Annotated in this window: 17 protein-coding genes and 1 pseudogene; 12 read left to right on the top strand and 6 right to left on the bottom strand. The window is 63.9% G+C overall.

The window, feature by feature from the left end; genetic code table 11:
* Nucleotide 1: 1 nt before the first annotated feature.
* From DBIPINDM_RS12360 to DBIPINDM_RS12350, 3 genes are read right to left on the bottom strand one after another with little or no spacing between them, the layout of a single operon-like run.
* Nucleotides 2–3,100, bottom strand: coding sequence for an efflux RND transporter permease subunit (locus DBIPINDM_RS12360; RefSeq protein ID WP_318036935.1), 3,099 nt, complete (start codon nucleotides 3,098–3,100; stop codon nucleotides 2–4).
* Nucleotides 3,100–4,176: an efflux RND transporter periplasmic adaptor subunit gene (locus DBIPINDM_RS12355; protein WP_258585970.1), complete on the bottom strand. Its 1,077-nt coding sequence runs from the start codon at nucleotides 4,174–4,176 to the stop codon at nucleotides 3,100–3,102. The genes DBIPINDM_RS12360 and DBIPINDM_RS12355 overlap by 1 nt, the downstream gene beginning before the upstream one ends.
* Complete coding sequence (locus tag DBIPINDM_RS12350; protein ID WP_258585969.1) at nucleotides 4,173–5,306, bottom strand: efflux RND transporter periplasmic adaptor subunit; 1,134 nt, start codon at nucleotides 5,304–5,306, stop codon at nucleotides 4,173–4,175. The genes DBIPINDM_RS12355 and DBIPINDM_RS12350 overlap by 4 nt, the downstream gene beginning before the upstream one ends.
* A 237-nt stretch (nucleotides 5,307–5,543) precedes the next feature.
* Between DBIPINDM_RS12350 and DBIPINDM_RS12345 the strand changes: the two genes are divergently transcribed.
* A complete protein-coding gene (locus DBIPINDM_RS12345) occupies nucleotides 5,544–6,821 on the top strand; it encodes a 4-aminobutyrate--2-oxoglutarate transaminase (protein WP_258585968.1) in 1,278 nt (425 codons plus the stop codon).
* A 114-nt stretch (nucleotides 6,822–6,935) separates the two neighbouring features.
* On the opposite strand, the pseudogene DBIPINDM_RS12340 reads toward DBIPINDM_RS12345, so the two are convergent.
* The 3 genes and pseudogenes from DBIPINDM_RS12340 to DBIPINDM_RS12330 all read right to left on the bottom strand — a co-directional run.
* Nucleotides 6,936–7,052, bottom strand: a pseudogene (locus DBIPINDM_RS12340) (type II toxin-antitoxin system RelE/ParE family toxin); the annotation flags it as partial.
* Nucleotides 7,052–7,282, bottom strand: coding sequence for a ribbon-helix-helix domain-containing protein (locus tag DBIPINDM_RS12335; protein WP_258585967.1), 231 nt, complete (start codon nucleotides 7,280–7,282; stop codon nucleotides 7,052–7,054). The gene DBIPINDM_RS12335 and the pseudogene DBIPINDM_RS12340, both read right to left, overlap by 1 nt.
* A gap of 36 nt (nucleotides 7,283–7,318) precedes the next feature.
* A complete protein-coding gene (locus DBIPINDM_RS12330) occupies nucleotides 7,319–8,566 on the bottom strand; it encodes an NAD(P)/FAD-dependent oxidoreductase (protein ID WP_258585966.1) in 1,248 nt (415 codons plus the stop codon).
* A gap of 433 nt (nucleotides 8,567–8,999) precedes the next feature.
* On the opposite strand from DBIPINDM_RS12330, the gene DBIPINDM_RS12325 reads away from it, so the two are divergent.
* The 11 genes from DBIPINDM_RS12325 (at nucleotide 9,000) to DBIPINDM_RS12275 (ending at nucleotide 19,831) form a co-directional block, all read left to right on the top strand.
* Nucleotides 9,000–10,289 carry an imelysin family protein gene (locus DBIPINDM_RS12325; RefSeq protein WP_258585965.1) on the top strand — a complete coding sequence of 430 codons (1,290 nt, stop codon included), beginning with the start codon at nucleotides 9,000–9,002 and terminating at the stop codon, nucleotides 10,287–10,289.
* Nucleotides 10,290–10,353: 64 nt separating this feature from the next.
* A complete protein-coding gene (locus DBIPINDM_RS12320; protein ID WP_258585964.1) occupies nucleotides 10,354–10,665 on the top strand; it encodes a (2Fe-2S)-binding protein in 312 nt (103 codons plus the stop codon).
* Nucleotides 10,631–11,116, top strand: a complete 486-nt coding sequence (bfr, locus tag DBIPINDM_RS12315) for a bacterioferritin (RefSeq protein WP_258585963.1) — start codon at nucleotides 10,631–10,633, stop codon at nucleotides 11,114–11,116. Before DBIPINDM_RS12320 ends, bfr begins: the two co-directional genes overlap by 35 nt.
* Nucleotides 11,117–11,128: 12 nt before the next feature.
* A complete protein-coding gene (locus DBIPINDM_RS12310) occupies nucleotides 11,129–12,793 on the top strand; it encodes a di-heme oxidoredictase family protein (protein WP_258585962.1) in 1,665 nt (554 codons plus the stop codon).
* Nucleotides 12,793–13,872, top strand: a complete 1,080-nt coding sequence (locus DBIPINDM_RS12305) for an imelysin family protein (protein WP_258585961.1) — start codon at nucleotides 12,793–12,795, stop codon at nucleotides 13,870–13,872. The genes DBIPINDM_RS12310 and DBIPINDM_RS12305 overlap by 1 nt, the downstream gene beginning before the upstream one ends.
* A 2-nt stretch (nucleotides 13,873–13,874) precedes the next feature.
* A complete protein-coding gene (locus DBIPINDM_RS12300) occupies nucleotides 13,875–14,978 on the top strand; it encodes a DUF1513 domain-containing protein (protein ID WP_258585960.1) in 1,104 nt (367 codons plus the stop codon).
* 96 nt (nucleotides 14,979–15,074) lie between these two features.
* On the top strand, nucleotides 15,075–15,752 hold the full coding sequence (gene tsaB, locus DBIPINDM_RS12295) for a tRNA (adenosine(37)-N6)-threonylcarbamoyltransferase complex dimerization subunit type 1 TsaB (protein ID WP_258585959.1): 678 nt from the start codon (nucleotides 15,075–15,077) through the stop codon (nucleotides 15,750–15,752).
* Between the two features lie 82 nt (nucleotides 15,753–15,834).
* The gene (rimI, locus tag DBIPINDM_RS12290) at nucleotides 15,835–16,329 is read left to right on the top strand and encodes a ribosomal protein S18-alanine N-acetyltransferase (protein WP_258585958.1); all 495 of its coding nucleotides are present in this window, start codon (nucleotides 15,835–15,837) and stop codon (nucleotides 16,327–16,329) included.
* Nucleotides 16,330–16,458: 129 nt separating this feature from the next.
* Nucleotides 16,459–17,259 carry a lysophospholipid acyltransferase family protein gene (locus DBIPINDM_RS12285; protein WP_258585957.1) on the top strand — a complete coding sequence of 267 codons (801 nt, stop codon included), beginning with the start codon at nucleotides 16,459–16,461 and terminating at the stop codon, nucleotides 17,257–17,259.
* Nucleotides 17,260–17,453: 194 nt separating this feature from the next.
* Nucleotides 17,454–18,755: a tRNA (N6-isopentenyl adenosine(37)-C2)-methylthiotransferase MiaB gene (gene miaB / locus DBIPINDM_RS12280; protein WP_258589252.1), complete on the top strand. Its 1,302-nt coding sequence runs from the start codon at nucleotides 17,454–17,456 to the stop codon at nucleotides 18,753–18,755.
* An 83-nt stretch (nucleotides 18,756–18,838) separates the two neighbouring features.
* The gene (locus tag DBIPINDM_RS12275; protein WP_258589251.1) at nucleotides 18,839–19,831 is read left to right on the top strand and encodes a PhoH family protein; all 993 of its coding nucleotides are present in this window, start codon (nucleotides 18,839–18,841) and stop codon (nucleotides 19,829–19,831) included.
* The last annotated feature ends 7 nt before the right edge of the window (nucleotides 19,832–19,838 follow it).

Below are 19,838 nucleotides of genomic sequence, written 5' to 3'. Positions count from 1 at the left end.
CTTAAGTCGAACTTTGCGCCAGTTCGCCGTTCTCCGGAACGGATGATTTGTCCCCTTGCTTCGGCTCCTTGATGCGGAACCACGTCACATAAAGCGCCGGCAGGAACAGCAGCGTGATTGCCGTACCGGCGATGATGCCGCCCATCATGGCATAGGCCATCGGTCCCCAGAACACTTCGCGGGCGATCGGGATGAGCGCCAGGCTGGCGGCGGCCGCTGTCAGCGCGATCGGCCGCATGCGGTGTTCGGTTGCCTCGATGACCGCAGCCCAGCGGTCCTTGCCCTCCCTGACGAGATCCTCGATCTGCACGATCAGGATGACCGAGTTGCGGATCAGGATGCCGATCAGCGCCAGCACGCCAAGGATGGCGACGAACCCAAGCGGCGCCCTGCTCGGCACCAGGGCGGCCACCACGCCGATCAGCCCGAGCGGTGCCACCGCCACGACCAGGAACAGGCGCTGGAAGCTTTGCAACTGCACCATCAGGATCGTCGCCATGATGAACAGCATCAGCGGCACCACGGCTGCGATCGGACCCTGGCTTTTGGCGCTTTCCTCGACCGAGCCGGCGGTCTCGACCGAATAGCCCGGCGGCAGCTTGGCGATGAAGGCACCGACCGATTGCTTCAACTCGTTGACGACCGTGGCTGGCAGCACGTCACCGACCAGTCCGGCGCGCACGGTGATCGTCGGAATGCGGTCGCGCCGCCACACTGTCGGCTGCTCGAGGTCGTAGCGGAAGTTGGCCACCGCCGCGAGCGGGATCGCCTCGCCGGTGCTGGTCGGCAGCTGCATGTTCTGCAGCGTCCCGATCGAACCGCGCTCGGCCTCGCGTGAACGCGCCACGACATTGATCAGATAGGTGGCGTCGCGCACCTGCGTGATGGTGGCGCCGCCGACCGTGCTGTTCAGCGCGCTGGCGATGTCGGAGGAGGTGATGCCGAGCTGGCGCGCCTTGTCCTGCAGCACGTCGACCCTCAGCACGCGCTGCGGCTCGTTCCAGTCGAAGGTTGGCGCGGCGAGCTTCGGATTGACCGAGATGACGCCAGCGAATTGCTGCGCCAGTTCGCGCACCGTCTGGATGTCGGGTCCGCCGACGCGGTACTGCACCGGGCGGCCGACCGGCGGCCCGAGTTCCAGCGGCTTGACGAAAGCGTCGGTGCCGACGAACTCCGCGCGCAGCAGCTTTTCCAAAGCCGGCTTCACCCGATTGCGGGCCTCGATGCTCTTGGTGACGATGACCGTCTGGCCGAAATAGGGGTTGGCCGGCTGCACGTCATAGGCGAGCACGAAGCGCACCGCGCCCTGGCCGATATAGGACGAGAAATGGTCGATGTCGGGATTGCCGACCAGCGCCCGCTGCTCGAACCGCTCCATCTGGTCGCGCGTGTCGGCGATCGAGGAATTCTGCGGCAGGTTCCAGTCGACGATCAGCTCCGGCCGGTCCGACGGTGGGAAGAACTGCTGTTGCACCAGGCCGAAGCCGGCGATCGAGCCGGCAAACAACAAAACCGTGACGATGATGGTCAGCCAGTGATGACGCACCGAGCCGACAAGCACGCGCCGGAACAGCGCGGTGAAGCGGCCGGGCTTGTCGTGATGCTTCGCTTTCATCGTTGCCGGCAGGATGGTGACGCCGAGAAGAGGCGCAAACAGCACCGCTACGATCCATGACACCAGCAGCGACACGGCGATGACGACGAACAGCGTGAAGGTGTATTCGCCGGCCGCACTCGAGTTGAGGCCGATCGGGATGAAGCCGGCGACTGTCACCAGCGTGCCGGTCAGCATCGGAAAGGCAGTCGATGTGTAGACATAGGTCGCCGCCTTGCGCAGATTGTCGCCGACCTCCAGCCGCGCCACCATCATCTCGACCGCGATCATCGCGTCGTCGACCAGCAGCCCGAGCGCGATGATCAGCGCGCCGAGCGAAATGCGCTGCAGCGAAATGCCGAGATACTCCATGACCGTGAAGGTGATGGCCAGCACCAGCGGGATCGACAGCGCCACGACGAAGCCGGCGCGCATGCCAAGGCTGATGAACGATACCGCGAGCACGATGGCCACCGCCTCGAACAAGGCGCGCGTAAAGCCCGAGACGGCCTCCTCGACGATGACGGGCTGGTCGGCGACCAGATGCACGCCGACACCGACCGGCAGGTCGGCCAGCACCTTGTTCATCTCCTCATGCAGCGCCTCGCCGAACTGCAGCAGATTGGCGTTGGGCTTCATGCCGATGGCGAGCCCGATCGCGTCCTGGCCGTTGAAACGGAACAGCGCCGCCGGCGGATCGACATAGCCGCGCGTGATCGTCGCCACGTCGCTCAGCCGGAAGAAGCGGTCGTTGACGCGCAGATTGATGGCGCGCAGGCTGTCCTCGGAGGTGAACTGGCCACCGACGCGCACGCTGATGCGCTCCGGTCCGGACTGGACGACACCGGACGGCGTGATCGCGTTCTGCGCCTGCAGGCTTGCCACGATCGCTTGCTGGTTGAGGCCGAGCGCCGCGATCTGGCGGGTCGAGAATTCGAGATAGATCGCTTCGTCCTGCGCGCCGACGAGATCGACCTTGCCGGCATTGGGCACGGTCAGGATCTTGGTGCGGACATCCTCGACATAGTCGCGCAATTGGCGCGGCGTCAGCCCGTCCGATGTGAAGGCGTAGATGTTGCCGTAGACATCGCCGAAGCGGTCATTGAAGAACGGCCCCTGCACGCCTTGCGGAAACTGCGCCTTGATGTCGTTGACCATGTTGCGCACCTGAATCCAGTTCGGCACGACATCGCGCGCCTTGGTGGTGTCCTTCAGGTTGACGAAGATGACGGTCTGGCCGGCGGTGGTGACGGATTTGGTGTAGTCGAGACTGTCGAGCTCCTCGAGCTTCTTCTCGATGCGGTCGGTGACCTGTTGCAATGTCTCCTTGACCGACGCGCCCGGCCAGTTGGCCTGGATGATCATCGTCTTGATGGTGAAGTTTGGGTCTTCCTCACGGCCGAGATTGAGGTAGGAGAAGATGCCAGCCACCACGAAGACCAGCATGAAATACCAGACCATGGAGCGGTGGCTGAGCGCCCAGTCGGAGAGATTGAAGCCCTTCATCAGACGCCGCCCTCCGGCACTTTGACCTTCTGGCCTTCGCTCAGGCTGTGGACGCCCGCGGTGACGACGCGCATGCCGGCCTCCAGCCCCTCGGTGACGGTGAAGGTGGCGGCACCCTTGGCGGCCACCTTGATCTCTTTCGCGCTCACGCTCGATGTCTGTGGGTCGACGATCCACACCTTGTCGGCACCGTTCTTTTCCAGCAGCGCGGAGATGGGCAGTTCGATCGTCGGCGCCACCTTGGTCACGCGGGTCGCCGTCACCGTCGAGCCGAGTCTGAAGGCCTGCGGCGGGTCGGTGAGCGTCAGCTTGACGCGCCGCGTGCGCGTCGAGCCCTCGGCCTGCGGCGCGATCTCGCGCAGCTTGGCCTCGGTCTGGATCGTCGGCAGCGATTGCAGGATGACCTGGAACGGCGTGCCGGCCGTGAGATCGCTGGTCAACTGATCGGGAATATCGACCACCGCCTCGCGCAGATCCGAGCGCGCCACGGTGACCACCGTCTGCCCGGCCGAGACTGTCTGTCCGACCTCGGCGCCGACCGCGGTGACGACGCCGTCGAAGTCCGAGAACAGCCTGGCATAGCCGAGCTGCTCCTGCGATTTGGCAAGCGCGGCCTTGGCCCGCTCGACACTCGCTTCAGCCGCTTTGCGTGTCTGCTGCGCGGCATCGAAGACGGCCTGCGTGGTGTTGGTGGAGGCAAGCAGCTGGCGCTGGCGCTCCTCGCTTGCGGCGGCGTTGGCGAACTGTGCCTCGGCATTGGAGAGCTCGGCCGTGGCCGCTTGCACCGCCAGCTCCAGCGCGGTCGGGTCGAGTGCGGCAATCGTCGTGCCCTTGCTGACGATGTCGCCGACCTTGACGTCGCGCGAGACGACCCGACCGAGCAGGCGGAAGGCGAGGTCGGCGCTGACCTGCGGCTCGACCGAGCCGGCAAAGCCAAAGGTTTGCGTGGTGCGCGGCTCGACCACGACCGACAGCACGGGTCGGATGATTTCCGGCGGCTTCTCCTCCGATTTCGAGCAGGCGGCGAGCGCGCCAAGCGCAAACAGGCCAAGCACGATCCGCGGCAGCTGGTTCATTGGCCCGCCCCCGATATCTCGACCGTCTGCCCGGGGCTAAGCAACTGCCCGCCTGCGGTAACGACGCTTTGCCCTTCGTTCAACCCGCTGGCGATGACGACCGTGCCCGAATCGTAGGCCAGCACCTCGACCGGCGTCGTCGCCACCGCCTTGGTCGAGGGGTCGACGATCCAGACCGCCGGTTTGCCGGCGGTGGACGTCAGCGCCTGCCAGGGCAACAGGATCGCCTTCGCCGGTTTGGCGCTGACCGAGCCGATGACGGCCGCCCCGAGCGGCATGCCGGCCGGTGTATCGGGAATGCCGATCTTGACCCGGATCGAACCGGAGGCCTGGTCGACCGCCGGCGCGATTTCGCGCACCTTGCCTGTTGCCCGGACCTGCGGGTCGGACAGCAGCGTGATCGTCACCGCCGGTGAGGCCGGCGTCCTGGCGACCAGCGTCTCCTGCACGTTGAACACGGCGTCGCGGTCGCCGTCCTCGGCAACGGTGAAGACGGTTTGCGCCGCTTGCACCACCTGGCCGGTTTCGACCTGGCGGGCGGTGATGACGCCGGGGGCACCCGCCTTGAGCTCGGTGAAGGACAGGTTCTGCTGGGCGTTGGCGAATGCGCTCTGCGCGGCATCGACGCTGCCTTGCGCCACCTTCAGCGCCTGGTCGGCGGCGTCATAGTCGCGCCTCGTGGTGAAGCCCTGGGCAAGCAGCGTCTTCTGCCGCTCGAAGGCGGCGGCGGACTGGGTCAACTGCGCCTGCGCGGCATCGAGATCGGCCTGCGCCGATCGCAAATCGGATTGCTGCTCCTGCGGATCGATGCGGGCAAGCACCGCGCCCTGGTCGACATGCTGGCCGACATCGACAAGCCGCTCGGCGACGCGGCCGCCGACCCGGAACGACAAATTGTTCAGCGTGCGCGCCGCGATCACCCCGGTCAGCGAGGTTCTCGGCGCATAGTCGGCCATCGCCACCGTTTCGGTGCGCACCATGACCGGCAGTTTCTTGTCCGCCGCTTCCTGCTTCTGGCAGCCGGCCAGCAGCAATACGGCTGTGCAGACGCACACTGCCGAGGGAAAAGACAAAAGGCTGGAGGTTTTGACGGATGGCGGCGAGACGGACGATGTCACGTTCCTGCTCATGGGCTCCCCCAGCCGCGGGTCGCTCGCTGATCGCGATGCCTCGCGGATATCTGGAAGATAATCGATCTCCGGAAAAAGGAAACCGGTCTCGTACGCGTATCGCCCGACTGGTTAAGGGTGGGACCTGCCCGTCGCAGGCCCAATCGCCAGCCGATGGTGCCGACTTGAGGAAAACGTGAAATAAGGTCAGAAGACATCTGATCAACGAGAACGGGCGCCGGCCCGATGAGGGATATCATGAAGAATTCAGCCATTTCCGAACGCAAGAACCAGTCGATCTCGCGCGGCGTCGGCATGACCACGCAGATTTATGCCGACCGGGCTGAAAATTCGGAAATCTGGGATGTTGAAGGCCGCCGCTACATCGACTTCTCCTCCGGCATCGCCGTCGTCAACACCGGCCACCGCCATCCCAGGGTAATCGAGGCGGTCAAGGCGCAGCTCGACCGTTTCACTCACACCTGCCACCAGGTGGTGCCCTATGAGAGCTATGTGCGATTGGCCGAACGGCTGAACGCCATGCTGCCCGGCAAGTTCGAGAAGAAGACGATCTTCGTCACCACCGGCGCCGAGGCGGTCGAGAACGCCGTCAAGATCGCCCGCAACGCCACCGGGCGCCAGGCCGTCATCGCCTTCGCTGGCGGCTTCCACGGCCGCACCTTCATGGGCATGGCGCTGACCGGCAAGGTCGTGCCCTACAAGGTCGGTTTCGGCGCCATGCCGGGCGACGTCTACCATGCGCCGTTCCCGGTGCCGCTGCACGGCGTGTCGGTTGCCGATTCGCTGGCCGCACTCGATCGGCTGTTCAAAGCCGATGTCGATCCGGCCCGCGTCGCCGCCATCATCATCGAGCCGGTACAGGGCGAGGGCGGCTTCTACGACGCACCGCGTGAATTCCTGACGGCACTGCGCAAGCTCTGTGACCAACACGGCATGCTGCTGATCGCTGATGAAGTGCAGACTGGCTTTGCCCGCACCGGCAAGATGTTCGCGATGGATCATCATGAGGTCGCGGCCGACATCACCACCATGGCCAAGAGCCTGGCCGGCGGCTTCCCGCTGGCGGCGGTCACCGGCCGCGCCGAGATCATGGATGCGCCCGGCCCCGGCGGCCTCGGCGGCACCTATGGCGGCAGCCCGATCGGCGTCGCCGCAGCACACGCGGTGCTCGACGTGATCGAGGACGAAAAGCTGTGCGACCGCGCCAACACGCTGGGTGCGCGGCTGAAACAGCGCCTACAGTCGATCCGCGACGATGTGCCCGAGATCGTCGACATCCGTGGCCTCGGCTTCATGAACGCGGTCGAGTTCAACGACGTCAAGAAGGGCCTGCCGTCGGCCGAGATCGCCAATGCGATCCGCTTGAAGGCGCTCGACAAGGGCCTGATCCTGCTGACCTGCGGCGTCTACGGCAACGTCATCCGCTTCCTGGCGCCGATCACCATCCAGGACGAGGTCATGAACGAGGCGCTCGACATCCTGGAAAGTTCGATCCGCGAAGTCTGCGCTGCCTAGCATTCTACCTCCCCCTTGTGGGGAGGTCGGACCGCAGGTCCGGGTGGGGGGCTTGGCGCTGACCCCCCGCTGCTTTGCAGCGACCCTCCCCACAAGGGAGGGTAAAATGTGCCGTCAGGAGCCTGGATTCTGAAGCCAGGCGGGAATGTCCCGCTTGGCATGCAGCACCCGCCACACATCGATATGGTCGGGCTGCTCAAGATAGAAAATCAGATATGGATAGCGCTTGATTATTGGCCCTGCGCTCGTTTTCTCAGCGCGTCGAAATAGTCATCATCAACGGGAGCACCCGGCGCCGATGATGCGCCCTCAAGGAGGAGACCGCGCAGACGTTGACGGTCCTGATCGTGGCGGATCAATTCACACACATATTCGCTGCTCGTGCCATAGCCTCGATCCGTCACTTGTTGATCGACAAAGTGCATCAAGCTGTCGGGCAGTGAGATATTGATGGTGCTCATTCAGGCATTTTGTCGTGTATGGCAGAAACTGCAACCCTACGCTCTGACCTTGGCTGGCTCCATGGTCTGAAACTCGGCCAGCGCCGCCTTTAGCCCTTCGGGACCTATGGCCACCGTTTCCGGCGTCGGCGAGAAGCCGGCGCCGAGCATCTTGCGGCCAAGCATGTGGTCGCCGGGGCGGTTGACGGATTCGATGCCGAGCAGCCGGTCGCCGGCATAGTGGTAGATCGAGAACTTGTTGTCGGGCAGGTCGCCCAGCACGACATGGCTGTCGCCGCCGGCGGTCAGTCCGACCATCTGCAGCTTCATGTCGCCAATGTCGGACCAGAACCATGGCACCGCCGAATAGGCATCGGCATGGCCCGTGATGGTGCGGGCGGCAAGCCGCGCCTGGTCGGTGGCGTTCTGCACCGATTCCAGCCGCACATCGCCGCCGGTGAACCAGTGCCGGTAGGAGGCGGCGTCGCCGATGGCCAGGATTTCCGGCACCGAGCTGCGCATCTGGTGGTCGACGCGGATGCCGTTGGCGATGGTGAGGCCGGCGCCCTGCGCCAGTTCGACATTCGGCACGGCGCCGATGCCGACAATGACCATGCGCGCCGGCAGCCTTTCGCCTGACGAGGTAATCGCAGCCACGACATGGCCGTTTTCGCCTTCGAGCTTTGAAATCGAGGTGCCAGTCAGGATGCGCACGCCGGTCGCTTCCAGCCTTTGCCGGACATGGCTTGCCACCACAGGGGCAACGGCGCGGCCGAGCAGCCGGTCGACCGCCTCGACAACGGTTACCGTTCGGCCGGCCGCGCGCAGTGTCGCGGCGATCTCCAGCCCGATGAAGCCGCCGCCGAGGATGACGACATCCTCGCTCTGGGCGCTCAGGTCCCGGATCCGCCGCGCATCGGCCAGCGAGCGCAGCGACAGAACGCCCGAGAGGTCCGAGCCCGGCAGCGGCAGGGTGCGCGGGCGCGACCCGGTCGCCAGGATCAGATGGTCGAAGGCAAGCGCGCCGCCGCCGGCGATGTCGAGGCGGCCGGCATCGATGCGGTCAATCCGGATGCCCGGCCGGTAGTCGATGGCGCTGCCGGTATAAAAAGCCTCGCCACGCAAGGGTTGCGGCTTGGCCTCGGCATCCTTGATGAAGGTCTTCGACAGAGGCGGCTTGTGGTAGGGCAGTTCGTTCTCGTCACTGATGAGGATCACCGGCCCGTCATAGCCGTCCTCGCGCAGACTGGCGGCCGCCTGCACGCCCGCATGACCCGCACCGACAATGACCACGCCGTTCTTCATCGCATTCCAATCCTGATTCGATTCTAGGATGCCTCGCCAGGTGGCAATTGTCTGACGCCGCCGCAAGACGGCGTTTGCGGGTCGCACCCGGAATGGTGGCTGTCAATCGTACAGTTCCGCAGCGAGGTCGGTGCAGCAAGGGTGTAAAGTTGAGCATTGCAGTTTAGAATAATTCTAAACTATTGTTTCAATTGGCTTTTCCCGTCGATTTTCATTGACTTCCACCGGCGTCGAAGCTTTATGGGAACCTGCGCGTTGGCGCATCCCTTTGATGTCTGGGCCTTGAACCCGTTCGATTGGAGGCATTTTGGTGTCTTTCTTCCGCGAACCGCGCGATGGCGCGGCAAGTCTTGTTGCATTTGGCATCGACATGGCCTGGCGCCGGCCGCCGCGCGCGGCGTTTATAGAATTTCCGAGAAACTGGAGAGCGATAATGACAGCACGATACGGCGGCAGGCTTGCGGCAATTGGTGCCACGGCGCTGCTGACGGCAGCGGTGTTTGTGCTGCCTGCCAAGGCGGAAACCGATGCAAAGGCCGTTATCAAGACCTATGCCGACATCGGGCTCGCCAAATACGAGGATTCGCTGACCACGGCACAGGCCCTCGACAAGGCGGTCGACGCGCTGCTGGCCAAGCCTTCGGCGGAAACGCTCGATGCCACCCGCGACGCCTGGAAGGCCGCGCGCGTATCCTACCAGCAGACCGAGGTCTATCGCTTCGGCAACAAGGTCGTCGACGATTGGGAAGGCGAGGTGAATTCCTGGCCGCTGGATGAAGGCCTGATCGACTATGTCGCCAAGAGTTATGGTACGGAATCGGACACGAATTCGCTCTATACGGCCAATGTGATCGCCAACAGGGAGATCGAGATCAACGGCAAGAAGGTCGACGCTTCGAAGCTTTCGCCTGAATTCCTCTCCGGCACGTTGCAGCAAGCCGACGGCATCGAGGCCAATGTCGCCACCGGCTATCACGCCATCGAATTCCTGCTCTGGGGCCAGGATCTGCACGGCACCGGCCCAGGCGCCGGCGAGCGCCCCTACACCGACTATGATCTGAAGAACTGCACCGGCGGCAATTGCGACCGCCGTGCCGAATATCTGAAGTCCGCCACCACCCTTCTGGTTTCGGACCTGCAGAAGATGGTCAACGACTGGAAGGAAGACGGCGCCGCACGCAAGAACCTGATCGATGGCGAGCCGAACACGGCCATCTCGATCATCTTCACCGGCATGGGCTCGCTGTCCTACGGCGAGCTCGCCGGCGAGCGCATGAAGCTCGGCCTCCTGCTGCACGATCCGGAAGAAGAGCAGGACTGCTTCTCCGACAACACCTACAATTCGCATCTCTATGATGCGATCGGCATCCGCGCCGCCTACCTCGCCAGCTACACGCGCCTCGACGGCACCGTCGTTTCTGGACCTTCGGTGCACGATATGGTCAAGGCGGCCGATCCGGCGATCGACAAGGAGCTGTCTGACAAGCTCGATGTCACCGTCGCCAAGATGGAGGCGATCAAGGCGCGGGCCCTCGCCGGCGAGGCCTATGACCAGCAGATCGCCGAGGGCAACGCGGCAGGCAACGCCACTGTGCAGGCGGCGATCGACGCCTTGATCGACCAGACCAAGTCGATCGAACGCGCCGTTGGCACCCTCAAGCTTAACGCCATCGCCTTCGAGGGCTCCGACAGCCTCGACGCACCCGACAAGGTGTTCAAGTAAGCGCCGTCAGGGTAAATACCAGCCAAACGGCGCGGGAGGCGCCGTCAGCCATCTGAGCAAACGTATGCTGATCTGCCATTGCAACATCATCACCGAGAGGGAGATCGAGCAGACGATCGTCGGGCTGCTGGACCAGGACCCCTGGCAACTTATCGTGCCGGCCAAGGTCTATCACACGATGCAGAAGCGCGGTCGCTGTTGCGGCTGCTTCCCAAATGTGGTCGAAACGATCATTCGGGTCACCGAAAATTATCACGCCCGCTCGGAGGCGAGTGGCGTGGATATCGTTTCACATCTGGATCGCGTCAGAGGCCTGCGCGTCCGATACGGGAGCAGAACCCATGAAAGGCGAAAGTCAGATCATCGAGCGGCTTAACGAGGCTCTTTTCCTGGAGCTTGGAGCCGTCAATCAATATTGGGTGCATTTCCGTCTGCTCGAGGACTGGGGCTACACCAAGCTGGCCAAGAAGGAGCGGGCCGAATCGATCGAGGAGATGCACCACGCCGACAAGCTCATCGCCCGCATCATCTTCCTTGAGGGCCATCCGAACCTGCAGTCCGTGGCGCCGCTGCGCATCGGGCAGAACGTCAAGGAAGTGCTCGAATCCGACCTTGCCGGCGAATATGACGCTCGCACTGCCTACAAGCGTTCGCGCGAGATCTGCCACGAGATTGGTGATTACGTGACGATGAAACTGTTCGAGGATCTGCTGGCTGACGAGGAAGGTCACATCGACTTCCTCGAGACGCAGCTCGACCTGCTCGCCTCGATCGGCGAGGAGAAGTACGGCCAGCTCAACGCCGACGCGGCCAACGAGGCGGAGTAAAGGCATGCGGGAATGCGGCGCCTGCTAGAATTCTTGCGCCGCTCGCGGCGGGCCGCCGGCTCGCCGCTTCTCCTGAAAAGACCAGCCGGACTGGCTCGTCGGCGCTGCGCCATTCTAACTTCTTGTTTTGACGCAATTCCTGACGGAAAACCGTTTCACACTTTTCCTGGAATTGCTCTTGTGTTGGCACTGACATCGTCCGCGATCGCCGGCGACCTTCAGCCAGCTGGGCTCGCCACCACGCGCAGCGACCTCAATGCCGGGGATCAGGCGCGCGTCATCGCCGTCACCAGGCCGACCACGGATTTCTCCAAACCCGAGCCGTTCGAGCTGATGCAAGGTGGCGCCGGCACCTCGGAGAAGGACGTCGACCGCGACGCCTTCTCGCAATCCTCGGCCAACATCACCTTCGAGGAAGAGGGCACTTTCAAACTCGGCAATGCCCTGTTCCGCAAGAACTGGGTCTCGTCGCCATCCTCGACGCAGGCGTCCGACGGGCTTGGCCCGCTGTTCAACGAACGCGCCTGCCAGAACTGCCATCTCAGGGATGGTCGCGGCCGTCCGCCGCAAGGCGACACCGGCACCACCTCGATGTTCCTGCGGCTGGCGCGCGATGCCAGCAGCGCCGAGGAGAAATCAGCTCTCGCCGATCACCAGCTGCTCAACTTTCCCGACCCGGTCTATGGCACGCAATTGCAGGAACTAGCCGTGCCCGGCCTGCACGGCGAAGGCAGGATGCGTGTCGCCTATCAGGAACGTAAGGTGAAGCTGACGGACGGCACCGTGGTTTCCCTGCGCAAGCCCAGTTACTCCGTCGCCGATCTCGCCTATGGACCGCTCGATCCGCACACCACGCTGTCGCCGCGCCTGACGCCGCCGATGATCGGCCTTGGCCTGATCGAGCAGATCGCGCCGGCTGACATTCTGGTCCGTGCCGACCCGGACGACCTGGACGGTGACGGCATTTCCGGCAAGCCGAATATCGTGCGTGACGGCCTGAGTGGCGAGCTGACGCTTGGCCGCTTCGGCTGGAAGGCGCAGACAGCATCAATCCGTCAGCAGGCGGCGGACGCCTTTGCCGGTGACATCGGCATCTCGACACCGGAAGAACCAAAGCACTGGGGCGATTGCACCGCCGCGCAGGCAAAATGCCTCGCCATGCCGAATGGCGTGCAGGCGCGCCTCGGCCAGGTCGAGGCACCGCCGCCGGTGATGGATCTTGTCACCTTCTATTCGCAGAACCTGGCCGTGCCGGCACGCCGCGATCTCGCCGCGCTTGATGTGCTCAGGGGCAAGAAGGTCTTCTATGAAATCGGCTGCGTTGCCTGCCACACGCCGAAATTCGTCACCCGTCGCGATGCGCCCAGCAAGGCGCAGGCCTTCCAGCTGATCTGGCCCTACTCCGACTTCCTGCTGCACGACATGGGGCCTGATCTGGCTGACGGCCAGGCGGTGGGCGATGCGACGGGCAGCGAATGGCGCACCCCGCCGCTGTGGGGTATCGGCCTCACCGAGACCGTCAACGGCAACTCGTTCTTCCTGCACGATGGCCGCGCGCGCAGCCTGACCGAGGCGATCCTGTGGCATGGTGGCGAGGCGCAAAAGGCGCGCGACCGCTTTGCCGCCGCCAACGCGGCCGAGCGCGATGCACTGGTCAAATTCCTGGAGTCACTGTGATGCTGAAACGCTCTGCCCTGGTTCTCATTCTGCCTCTAGCTCTGCTGGGTGTTTTCCCGGCATCGGCGGCGGTGAAAGCCTCCGACATCATCCAGCGGGCGATCGACGGCTTTGTCCGCCCGGCTTACGTCAGCCTGCACGAGCATGCCGAAACCCTGACGAAGGCGATGCACAAGCTCTGCGAAGCGCCTTCCCAAGGAGAACTCGACGCGGCGCGGGCCGAATTTTCCGCCACAGTCCATGCCTGGTCATCGGCCGAGATCATCGGTTTTGGGCCGATCAAGGAGAACAACCGGCTGGAGCGCATACTCTACTGGCCGGATCGCAAGAGCCTCGGCCTGAAACAGGTGCAGACGGCACTGTCCGCCAAGGACCCGACCGCCACCGATTCGGCGCAGCTGGCCGGCAAGAGCATTGCCCTGCAGGGGCTCGGCGCGCTGGAATTCGTGCTTTACGGCGATGGCTCAGATACGCTGACGGGTAAGGATGATCCCTATCGCTGCGCCTATGGCGCGGCGATTGCCGGCAATATCGAAACCATGGCCAGCGAGGTTAGTGCAGCTTGGAACAAGCCCGACGGCTTTGCAGCGCTTTGGGCCAATCCGGGGCCGCAGAACGCGCTCTACCGCGACGGCAACGAAGCGGTGACCGAACTGGTCGGGGTCTTCATCAAAGAGTTGGAAATGGTGAGGGATGTCCGCCTGAAAGGTTTCTTCGGCGGCAAGCCCGGCGCGGACAAGCCGAAACAGGCGATCTACTGGCGGTCGCAAAACACCACGAATTCCCTAGCCGGAAATCTCGCCGGCATCGACGCGCTGTTCCAGGTCTCGAAGCTTGGCGATGCCTTGCCGCCCGATGCGCGCTGGGTGGCTGAATCGATCCATATCCAGCTGGCCAACGGCGCCGCCACCGCGAAGTCCATTAGTGGCCCGATCGACAAGGCGCTCGCCGACCCGGCGCTACGCGAAAAGCTCAAGCATTTGGCCCTGATCACCTCCAGCCTGTCGACTTTGATCGGCACCAAGCTGACCGCCGAATTCGGCCTGACCGCTGGGTTCTCCTCGCTGGATGGAGATTGAGCATGCGTACGCCGCTGCTTGATCGTCGCGATTTCCTCCGGGCCGCAGGCATTGGCTTTGCCGCCGCAATGGCGCCATCAGCCTGGGCGAAGACGCTTGCTGCCGACGCCGTTTTCGCCACCGCTTTCGTCAAGCGCGACGGCAGTTTTGGCGCCGCCATCCTGTCCGAGGCCGGCAAGGTGCTGCATGCGATCGACCTGCCCGATCGCGGCCACGACGTCACCTTCGATCCCATATCGAAGCGTTCTGTGGTCTTCGCCCGCCAGCCCGGCACCTTCGCCGTTGTCTTCGATCATGCGGGTCGCGACGCCCCGCTGACCATCGCCAGTATCACCGGCCGGCATTTCTTCGGCCATGGCGTGTTCTCGCCGGACGGGGCGCTGCTCTATGCCACCGAGAACGATTTCGACAAGGCCGCCGGCGTCGTCGGCGTCTACGATGCGCGGGCGAAATTCAGTCGTATCGGCGAATTCCCGACCTATGGCATGGGGCCGCACGAGCTCCTGCTCATGGGCGATGGCAAGACGATCGCGGTAGCCAATGGCGGCATCGAGACCCATCCGGACTACGGCCGCGCAGAGCTCAACATCGCGACCATGAAACCGTCCTATGTGCTGATCGACCGCGTCTCTGGCGACTTGATCGAAAAGCATGAATTGCCGGCCGCACTGCACCAGCTGTCGATCCGCCACATGGACTCAGACCCATCCGGCACCGTCTGGTTCGGCTGCCAGTACCGGGGTCCGGGCAGCGACCGTCCGCTGCTGGTCGGCCGCGCCGAACGCGGCAAGGAATTGCAGCTGCTCGACATGCCGCAGGACGTATTGTCCAGCTTCCGAAACTACATCGGCTCGGTTGCCGCCAATTCTTTAGCCGGCACCGTCGCCGTCTCGTCGCCGGAAGGCAATTCGCTTGTGGTGATCGATGCCGCCAGCGGCAAGGTCGTCTCGTCGAGCGCGCTGGTCGAGGTCTGCGGCCTGGCGCCGGACGGACCAGGCTTCATGGCCACCACGGGCGCCGGCGAGATCATCGAGGGCAGCGGCGCGACACGGGTAGAACCGGATTATGTCTGGGACAACCACATGTTGCGCATCGAACAGGTCTGATAGCGCGCTGGCGGAACCGAAGCCGCTTAACAAATTATGCTTGCGGTGGCGCGCCGTGGCGGGCACAGGGAAGTGTTTGTCGGAACCGGCCGTTTCATGAAAGTGCTTGCCATCGACTGTGCCGCCAGCCTCTGCGCCGCCTGCGTCTACGACGCGGCGGCTGGGCGGGAGCTTGGCCGCTCGGTGCTCGATCTCGGCAAGGGCCATGCCGAACACCTGATGGCCGTCATCGCCGATGCGTTGAAGGCCGGCGCGACCGACTATCCCGGCCTTGGCGCCGTTGCCGTTTCTGTCGGTCCCGGCTCCTTCACCGGCCTGCGCGTCGGCGTATCGACGGCGCGTGGCCTGGCGCTGGCGTTGAAAATTCCGGCGATCGGTGTGACGACGCTCGAGGCGCTGGCTGCCGAGGCCGCAGCGGCATTTCCGGGTCGTGCCGTGCTGGTGGCACTCGATGCCGGTCGCGAGGAGATCCATGCCGCGCTGTACGACAAAGCGTTGGCTTTGACTTACGGTCCGGCGGTGACCACATTGCCTGAAGCCACTGCCTTGGCGATGGAGAACTCTGCGGTGCTGGCCGGTACCGCGGCAGCACAGATCGCGGCCTTGGCCAAGCGTGGTTTCGATATCGGGCCTCAGACGGCCACAGCCGACATTGCCACATATGCACGTCTGGCCACCGCCAAAGGCGAGGGCGAAAGGCCGAAACCACTTTATCTGCGCGGCGCGGACGCCAAGCCGCAAGCCGGGTTCATTTTATCAAGGCTGAGACCATGATCCCGAAAAGTGGAGGCCGGTTTTCGCGGACAAACGGTCCCGTTTGTCCAGAGATCATGGTCAAACAAGAAAACGAAAATTAATGCGCATACCGTTTCTCCAGCCGCGCCGCCGGGACTACGCGCTCGAGCCGCTCAGGATCACCGACAGCCCCGCTGTGTCGGTGCTGCATCGCGAGGACTTTGTCCGCCCGTGGACCGATGGCGAGTTCGCCGCCCTGCTCGAGCAGGACACTGTGTTCGGTTACGCCGCGCGCGAAACCGGGCAGGGCGCCAAGCCGCCGGTCGGCTTCGTGCTGGCGAGGCTGGCGGCGGGCGAAGGCGAGATCCTGACCGTCGCGGTGGCGCGATCGCATCGCCGCCAGGGGCTGGGCTGGCAGTTGATGGATGCGGTACTGCGCGAGCTGCATGTGCAGCGCGCCGAAGCGCTGTTCCTGGAGGTCGACGAGACCAATGTCGCCGCGATCGCCCTCTACCGTCGGCTGGGGTTTCGCGAGGTCGGCAAGCGCCCGGATTACTACAAGTCGCCCGATCGCGGCCCGACCGGTGCGCTTGTCATGCGCCGTGATCTTCGCTAGCCAGACGCCGCATGAACCCGAAAATCGGTTCCGATTTTCGGAAAGGATCATGCGCCAGACTAAAGTGTTACAGCGTCCTTTGCGCGTCCAAGAGGACGCGCGGCGCTGTAATGATAAGGCCAGGACAGTATGATCGGAAAAATCAGGATTTTCCTGGCCTTGGGCCTTGTCGTCGCCGGCTCGCTGGTCCTGGTGCCATTGCAGATACTGTCGATGAAGACCGGCTGGTGGCCGGAAACCGTCATTCTCAAGATCTGGCATAGGCTGATCCTCAGGGCGCTCGGCATGCGCGTCCATGTCAAAGGGGCGTTGTCCGACAAACGGCCTCTGCTGGTTGCCTCGAATCATATCTCCTGGACCGACATCATGGTGCTGGGCTCTTTTGCCGATGTGAAATTCATCGCCAGGGCCGATATGGAAGGCTGGCCGCTGATCGGCATGCTGTCCAAACTGCAGCGCACCGTTTTCATCGAGCGCGAACGCAAGCGTTCCTCGGGCGACCAGGCCAGCGAGATCGCCAATCGCATGGCCAAGGGCGATGCCATGGTGCTGTTTGCCGAGGGCTCGACCGGTGACGGTAATGCCGTCCTGCCGTTCAAAAGCACGCTGTTCGGCGCCGCCTCGATGGCGATTTCGGAGGGTGCTGCCGAGCAGGTCTTCATCCAGCCGGTGGCGATCGCCTATACGCGCCTGCACGGCGTGCCGCTCGGTCGCCGCCATCGGCCGATCTCGGCCTGGATCGGCGACGAGGATTTGATGCCGCATCTCAAGGTGCTGATGGCGGAAGGCGCGCTCGACGTCGAGGTGCATTTCGGCGAACCGATCGCCTTTGCCAAGGGCTCGAACCGCAAGGAAACGGCCAGGCTGATGGAAAGCCAGGTGCGCGAGATGATGCAGGCAGCACTCGCCGATCCGCGCCCGAGCCGCTAGTGTGGGCCAAGTGGCTACCGGGCGCATGACCGCCGTAGCGGAGAATCGTCTGTTTTTTGTCGCGGAAAGGCGTTAGAAGCCGCCGGATGGACTTGAACACGATTGAAAGCGACGACATCGGCACCGTGGCCGGGCAGCCGGCAGTGCGCGTCACGGCAGCGAAAAAGGTCTTCATCAAGACCTATGGCTGCCAGATGAACGTCTATGATTCACAGCGCATGGGCGATGCGCTGGCAGCCGACGGCTATACCGCGACCGATGCCATCGACGAGGCCGATCTGGTGCTGCTCAACACCTGCCACATCAGGGAAAAGGCGGCGGAAAAGGTCTATTCCGAACTCGGCCGCATCCGCGACATGAAGGCGGAACGCGCCATTGCCGGCCGCGAACTGCTGATCGGCGTCGCCGGCTGCGTGGCGCAGGCCGAGGGTGCCGAGATCATCAGGCGTTCGCCGGCCGTGGACCTGGTCATCGGGCCACAGACCTATCACCGTTTGCCCGATGTGCTGGCCCGAGTGCGCGGCGGCGAAAAGATCGTCGAGACCGACTACGCCATCGAGGACAAGTTCGACCATCTGCCGCAGCCGAAGCGCGCCGAGGTGATCAAACGCGGCGTCACTGCCTTCCTCACCGTTCAGGAAGGCTGCGACAAGTTCTGCACCTTCTGTGTGGTGCCCTATACCAGGGGTTCGGAAGTGTCGCGACCGGTGGCGCAGATCGTCGCCGAGGCCGAGCGCCTGGCCGATGCCGGCGTGCGCGAGGTGACGCTGCTTGGCCAGAACGTCAACGCCTGGCATGGCCAGGGCGAAAACGGCGAGGAATGGGGCCTTGGCCGCCTGCTGTTCCGGCTGGCTGAAATCCCCGGACTGGCGCGACTGCGCTACACCACCAGTCATCCGCGTGACATGGACGACGAACTGATCGCTGCCCACCGCGATCTGCCGGCGCTGATGCCATACCTGCATCTGCCGGTGCAATCCGGGTCCGACCGCATCCTCAAGGCGATGAACCGCAGGCATACGGCCAGGGACTATCTGGCGCTGCTCGACCGCATTCGTGCCGCGCGGCCAGATATCGCTCTGTCCGGTGACTTCATCGTCGGCTTCCCCGGCGAGACGGAAGCCGATTTCGAAGCGACCATGGAATTGGTGCGCCAGGTGAACTATGCCTCGGCCTTCTCGTTCAAATATTCGCCGCGCCCCGGTACGCCGGGCGCCGACATGCCTGACCATGTGCCCGAAACGGTCAAGGATGAGCGGCTGCAGCGCCTGCAGGCGCTGCTGTTGAAACAGCAGCAGGACTTCGGCTTGAGCCTGGTCGGCAGCACCATCGACACGCTGATCGAGAAGCCCGGCCGGCAGGCCGGCCAGAAGGTCGGCCGCTCACCTTGGCTGCAGCCGGTTATTGTTGATGAAAAGGCCGGCGAAATCGGTGACATTATCCAGGTGCGAATCACGAAGACGGGCTACAACAGCCTGTTCGCCGAATTGGCCTGATGGTCTCGGCAGATGAGGAGAGACGGTTGAGCGCAGCAGAGCTGAAGAACCTGCCCCCGGTACCGGCATCTGGGGCTTCTGACATGGCGCACATCGTTCTGACTTTCGACAACAACAAGCTTGCCAGCGCCCTTTACGGTCAGTTCGACGAGAATCTCGCCCGGCTCGAGCAGAAGCTCGACGTCGACATCCGCTCGCGCGGCAACCAGCTGACCATCAAGGGGTCCGCTTCTGCCGCCGAACAGGCGCGCCGGGCGCTCGACAACCTCTACGGGATTTTGCAGAAAGGCGTCGATATCGGCCAATCCGATGTCGATGGCGCCGTGCGGATGGCGGTCGCCGCCGACGATCAGCTGACGCTGCCGACGCTGGAGCGCAAGGGCAAGGTCTCCGCCGCCCAGATCGCCACCCGCAAGAAGACGATCTATGCCCGGTCGCTCAACCAGGACGCCTATATGCGGGCGCTGGAGCGGTCGGAACTGGTGTTCGGCATCGGTCCGGCCGGCACCGGCAAGACCTATCTGGCGGTGGCGCATGCGGCGATGCTGCTTGAACGCGGCATGGTCGAACGCATCATCCTGTCGCGGCCGGCCGTCGAGGCCGGCGAGCGGCTGGGCTTCCTGCCTGGCGACATGAAGGAGAAGGTCGATCCCTATCTGCGGCCGCTCTACGATGCGCTCTACGACATGATGCCCGCCGACAAGGTCGAGCGCGCCATTGCCGCCGAAGTGATCGAAATCGCGCCGCTCGCCTTCATGCGCGGCCGCACGCTGGCGCATGCCGCGGTCATCCTCGACGAGGCGCAGAACACCACGCCGATGCAGATGAAGATGTTCCTGACGCGTCTTGGCGAGAACTCGCGCATGATCGTCACCGGCGATCCGACCCAGATCGACCTTCCTCCGAGCACCAAATCGGGCCTGGTCGAAGCCTTGCGTGTCCTCGACGGCGTGGCCGGCGCGGTCACCGTGCGCTTCAACGATATCGACGTCGTTCGCCATCCGCTGGTGGCGGAAATCGTCAGGGCCTATGACCGGGACGCCAAGCTGGCGCGCGGCCTGGGTGCCGAAAATTGATCTTGAC

The sequence above is a fragment of the Mesorhizobium sp. AR02 genome (assembly GCF_024746835.1).
Taxonomy (GTDB): Bacteria; Pseudomonadota; Alphaproteobacteria; order Rhizobiales; family Rhizobiaceae; genus Mesorhizobium.
Note: the sequence above shows the minus strand (reverse complement) of the source record. Positions and strands in the feature narration are given on the sequence as shown.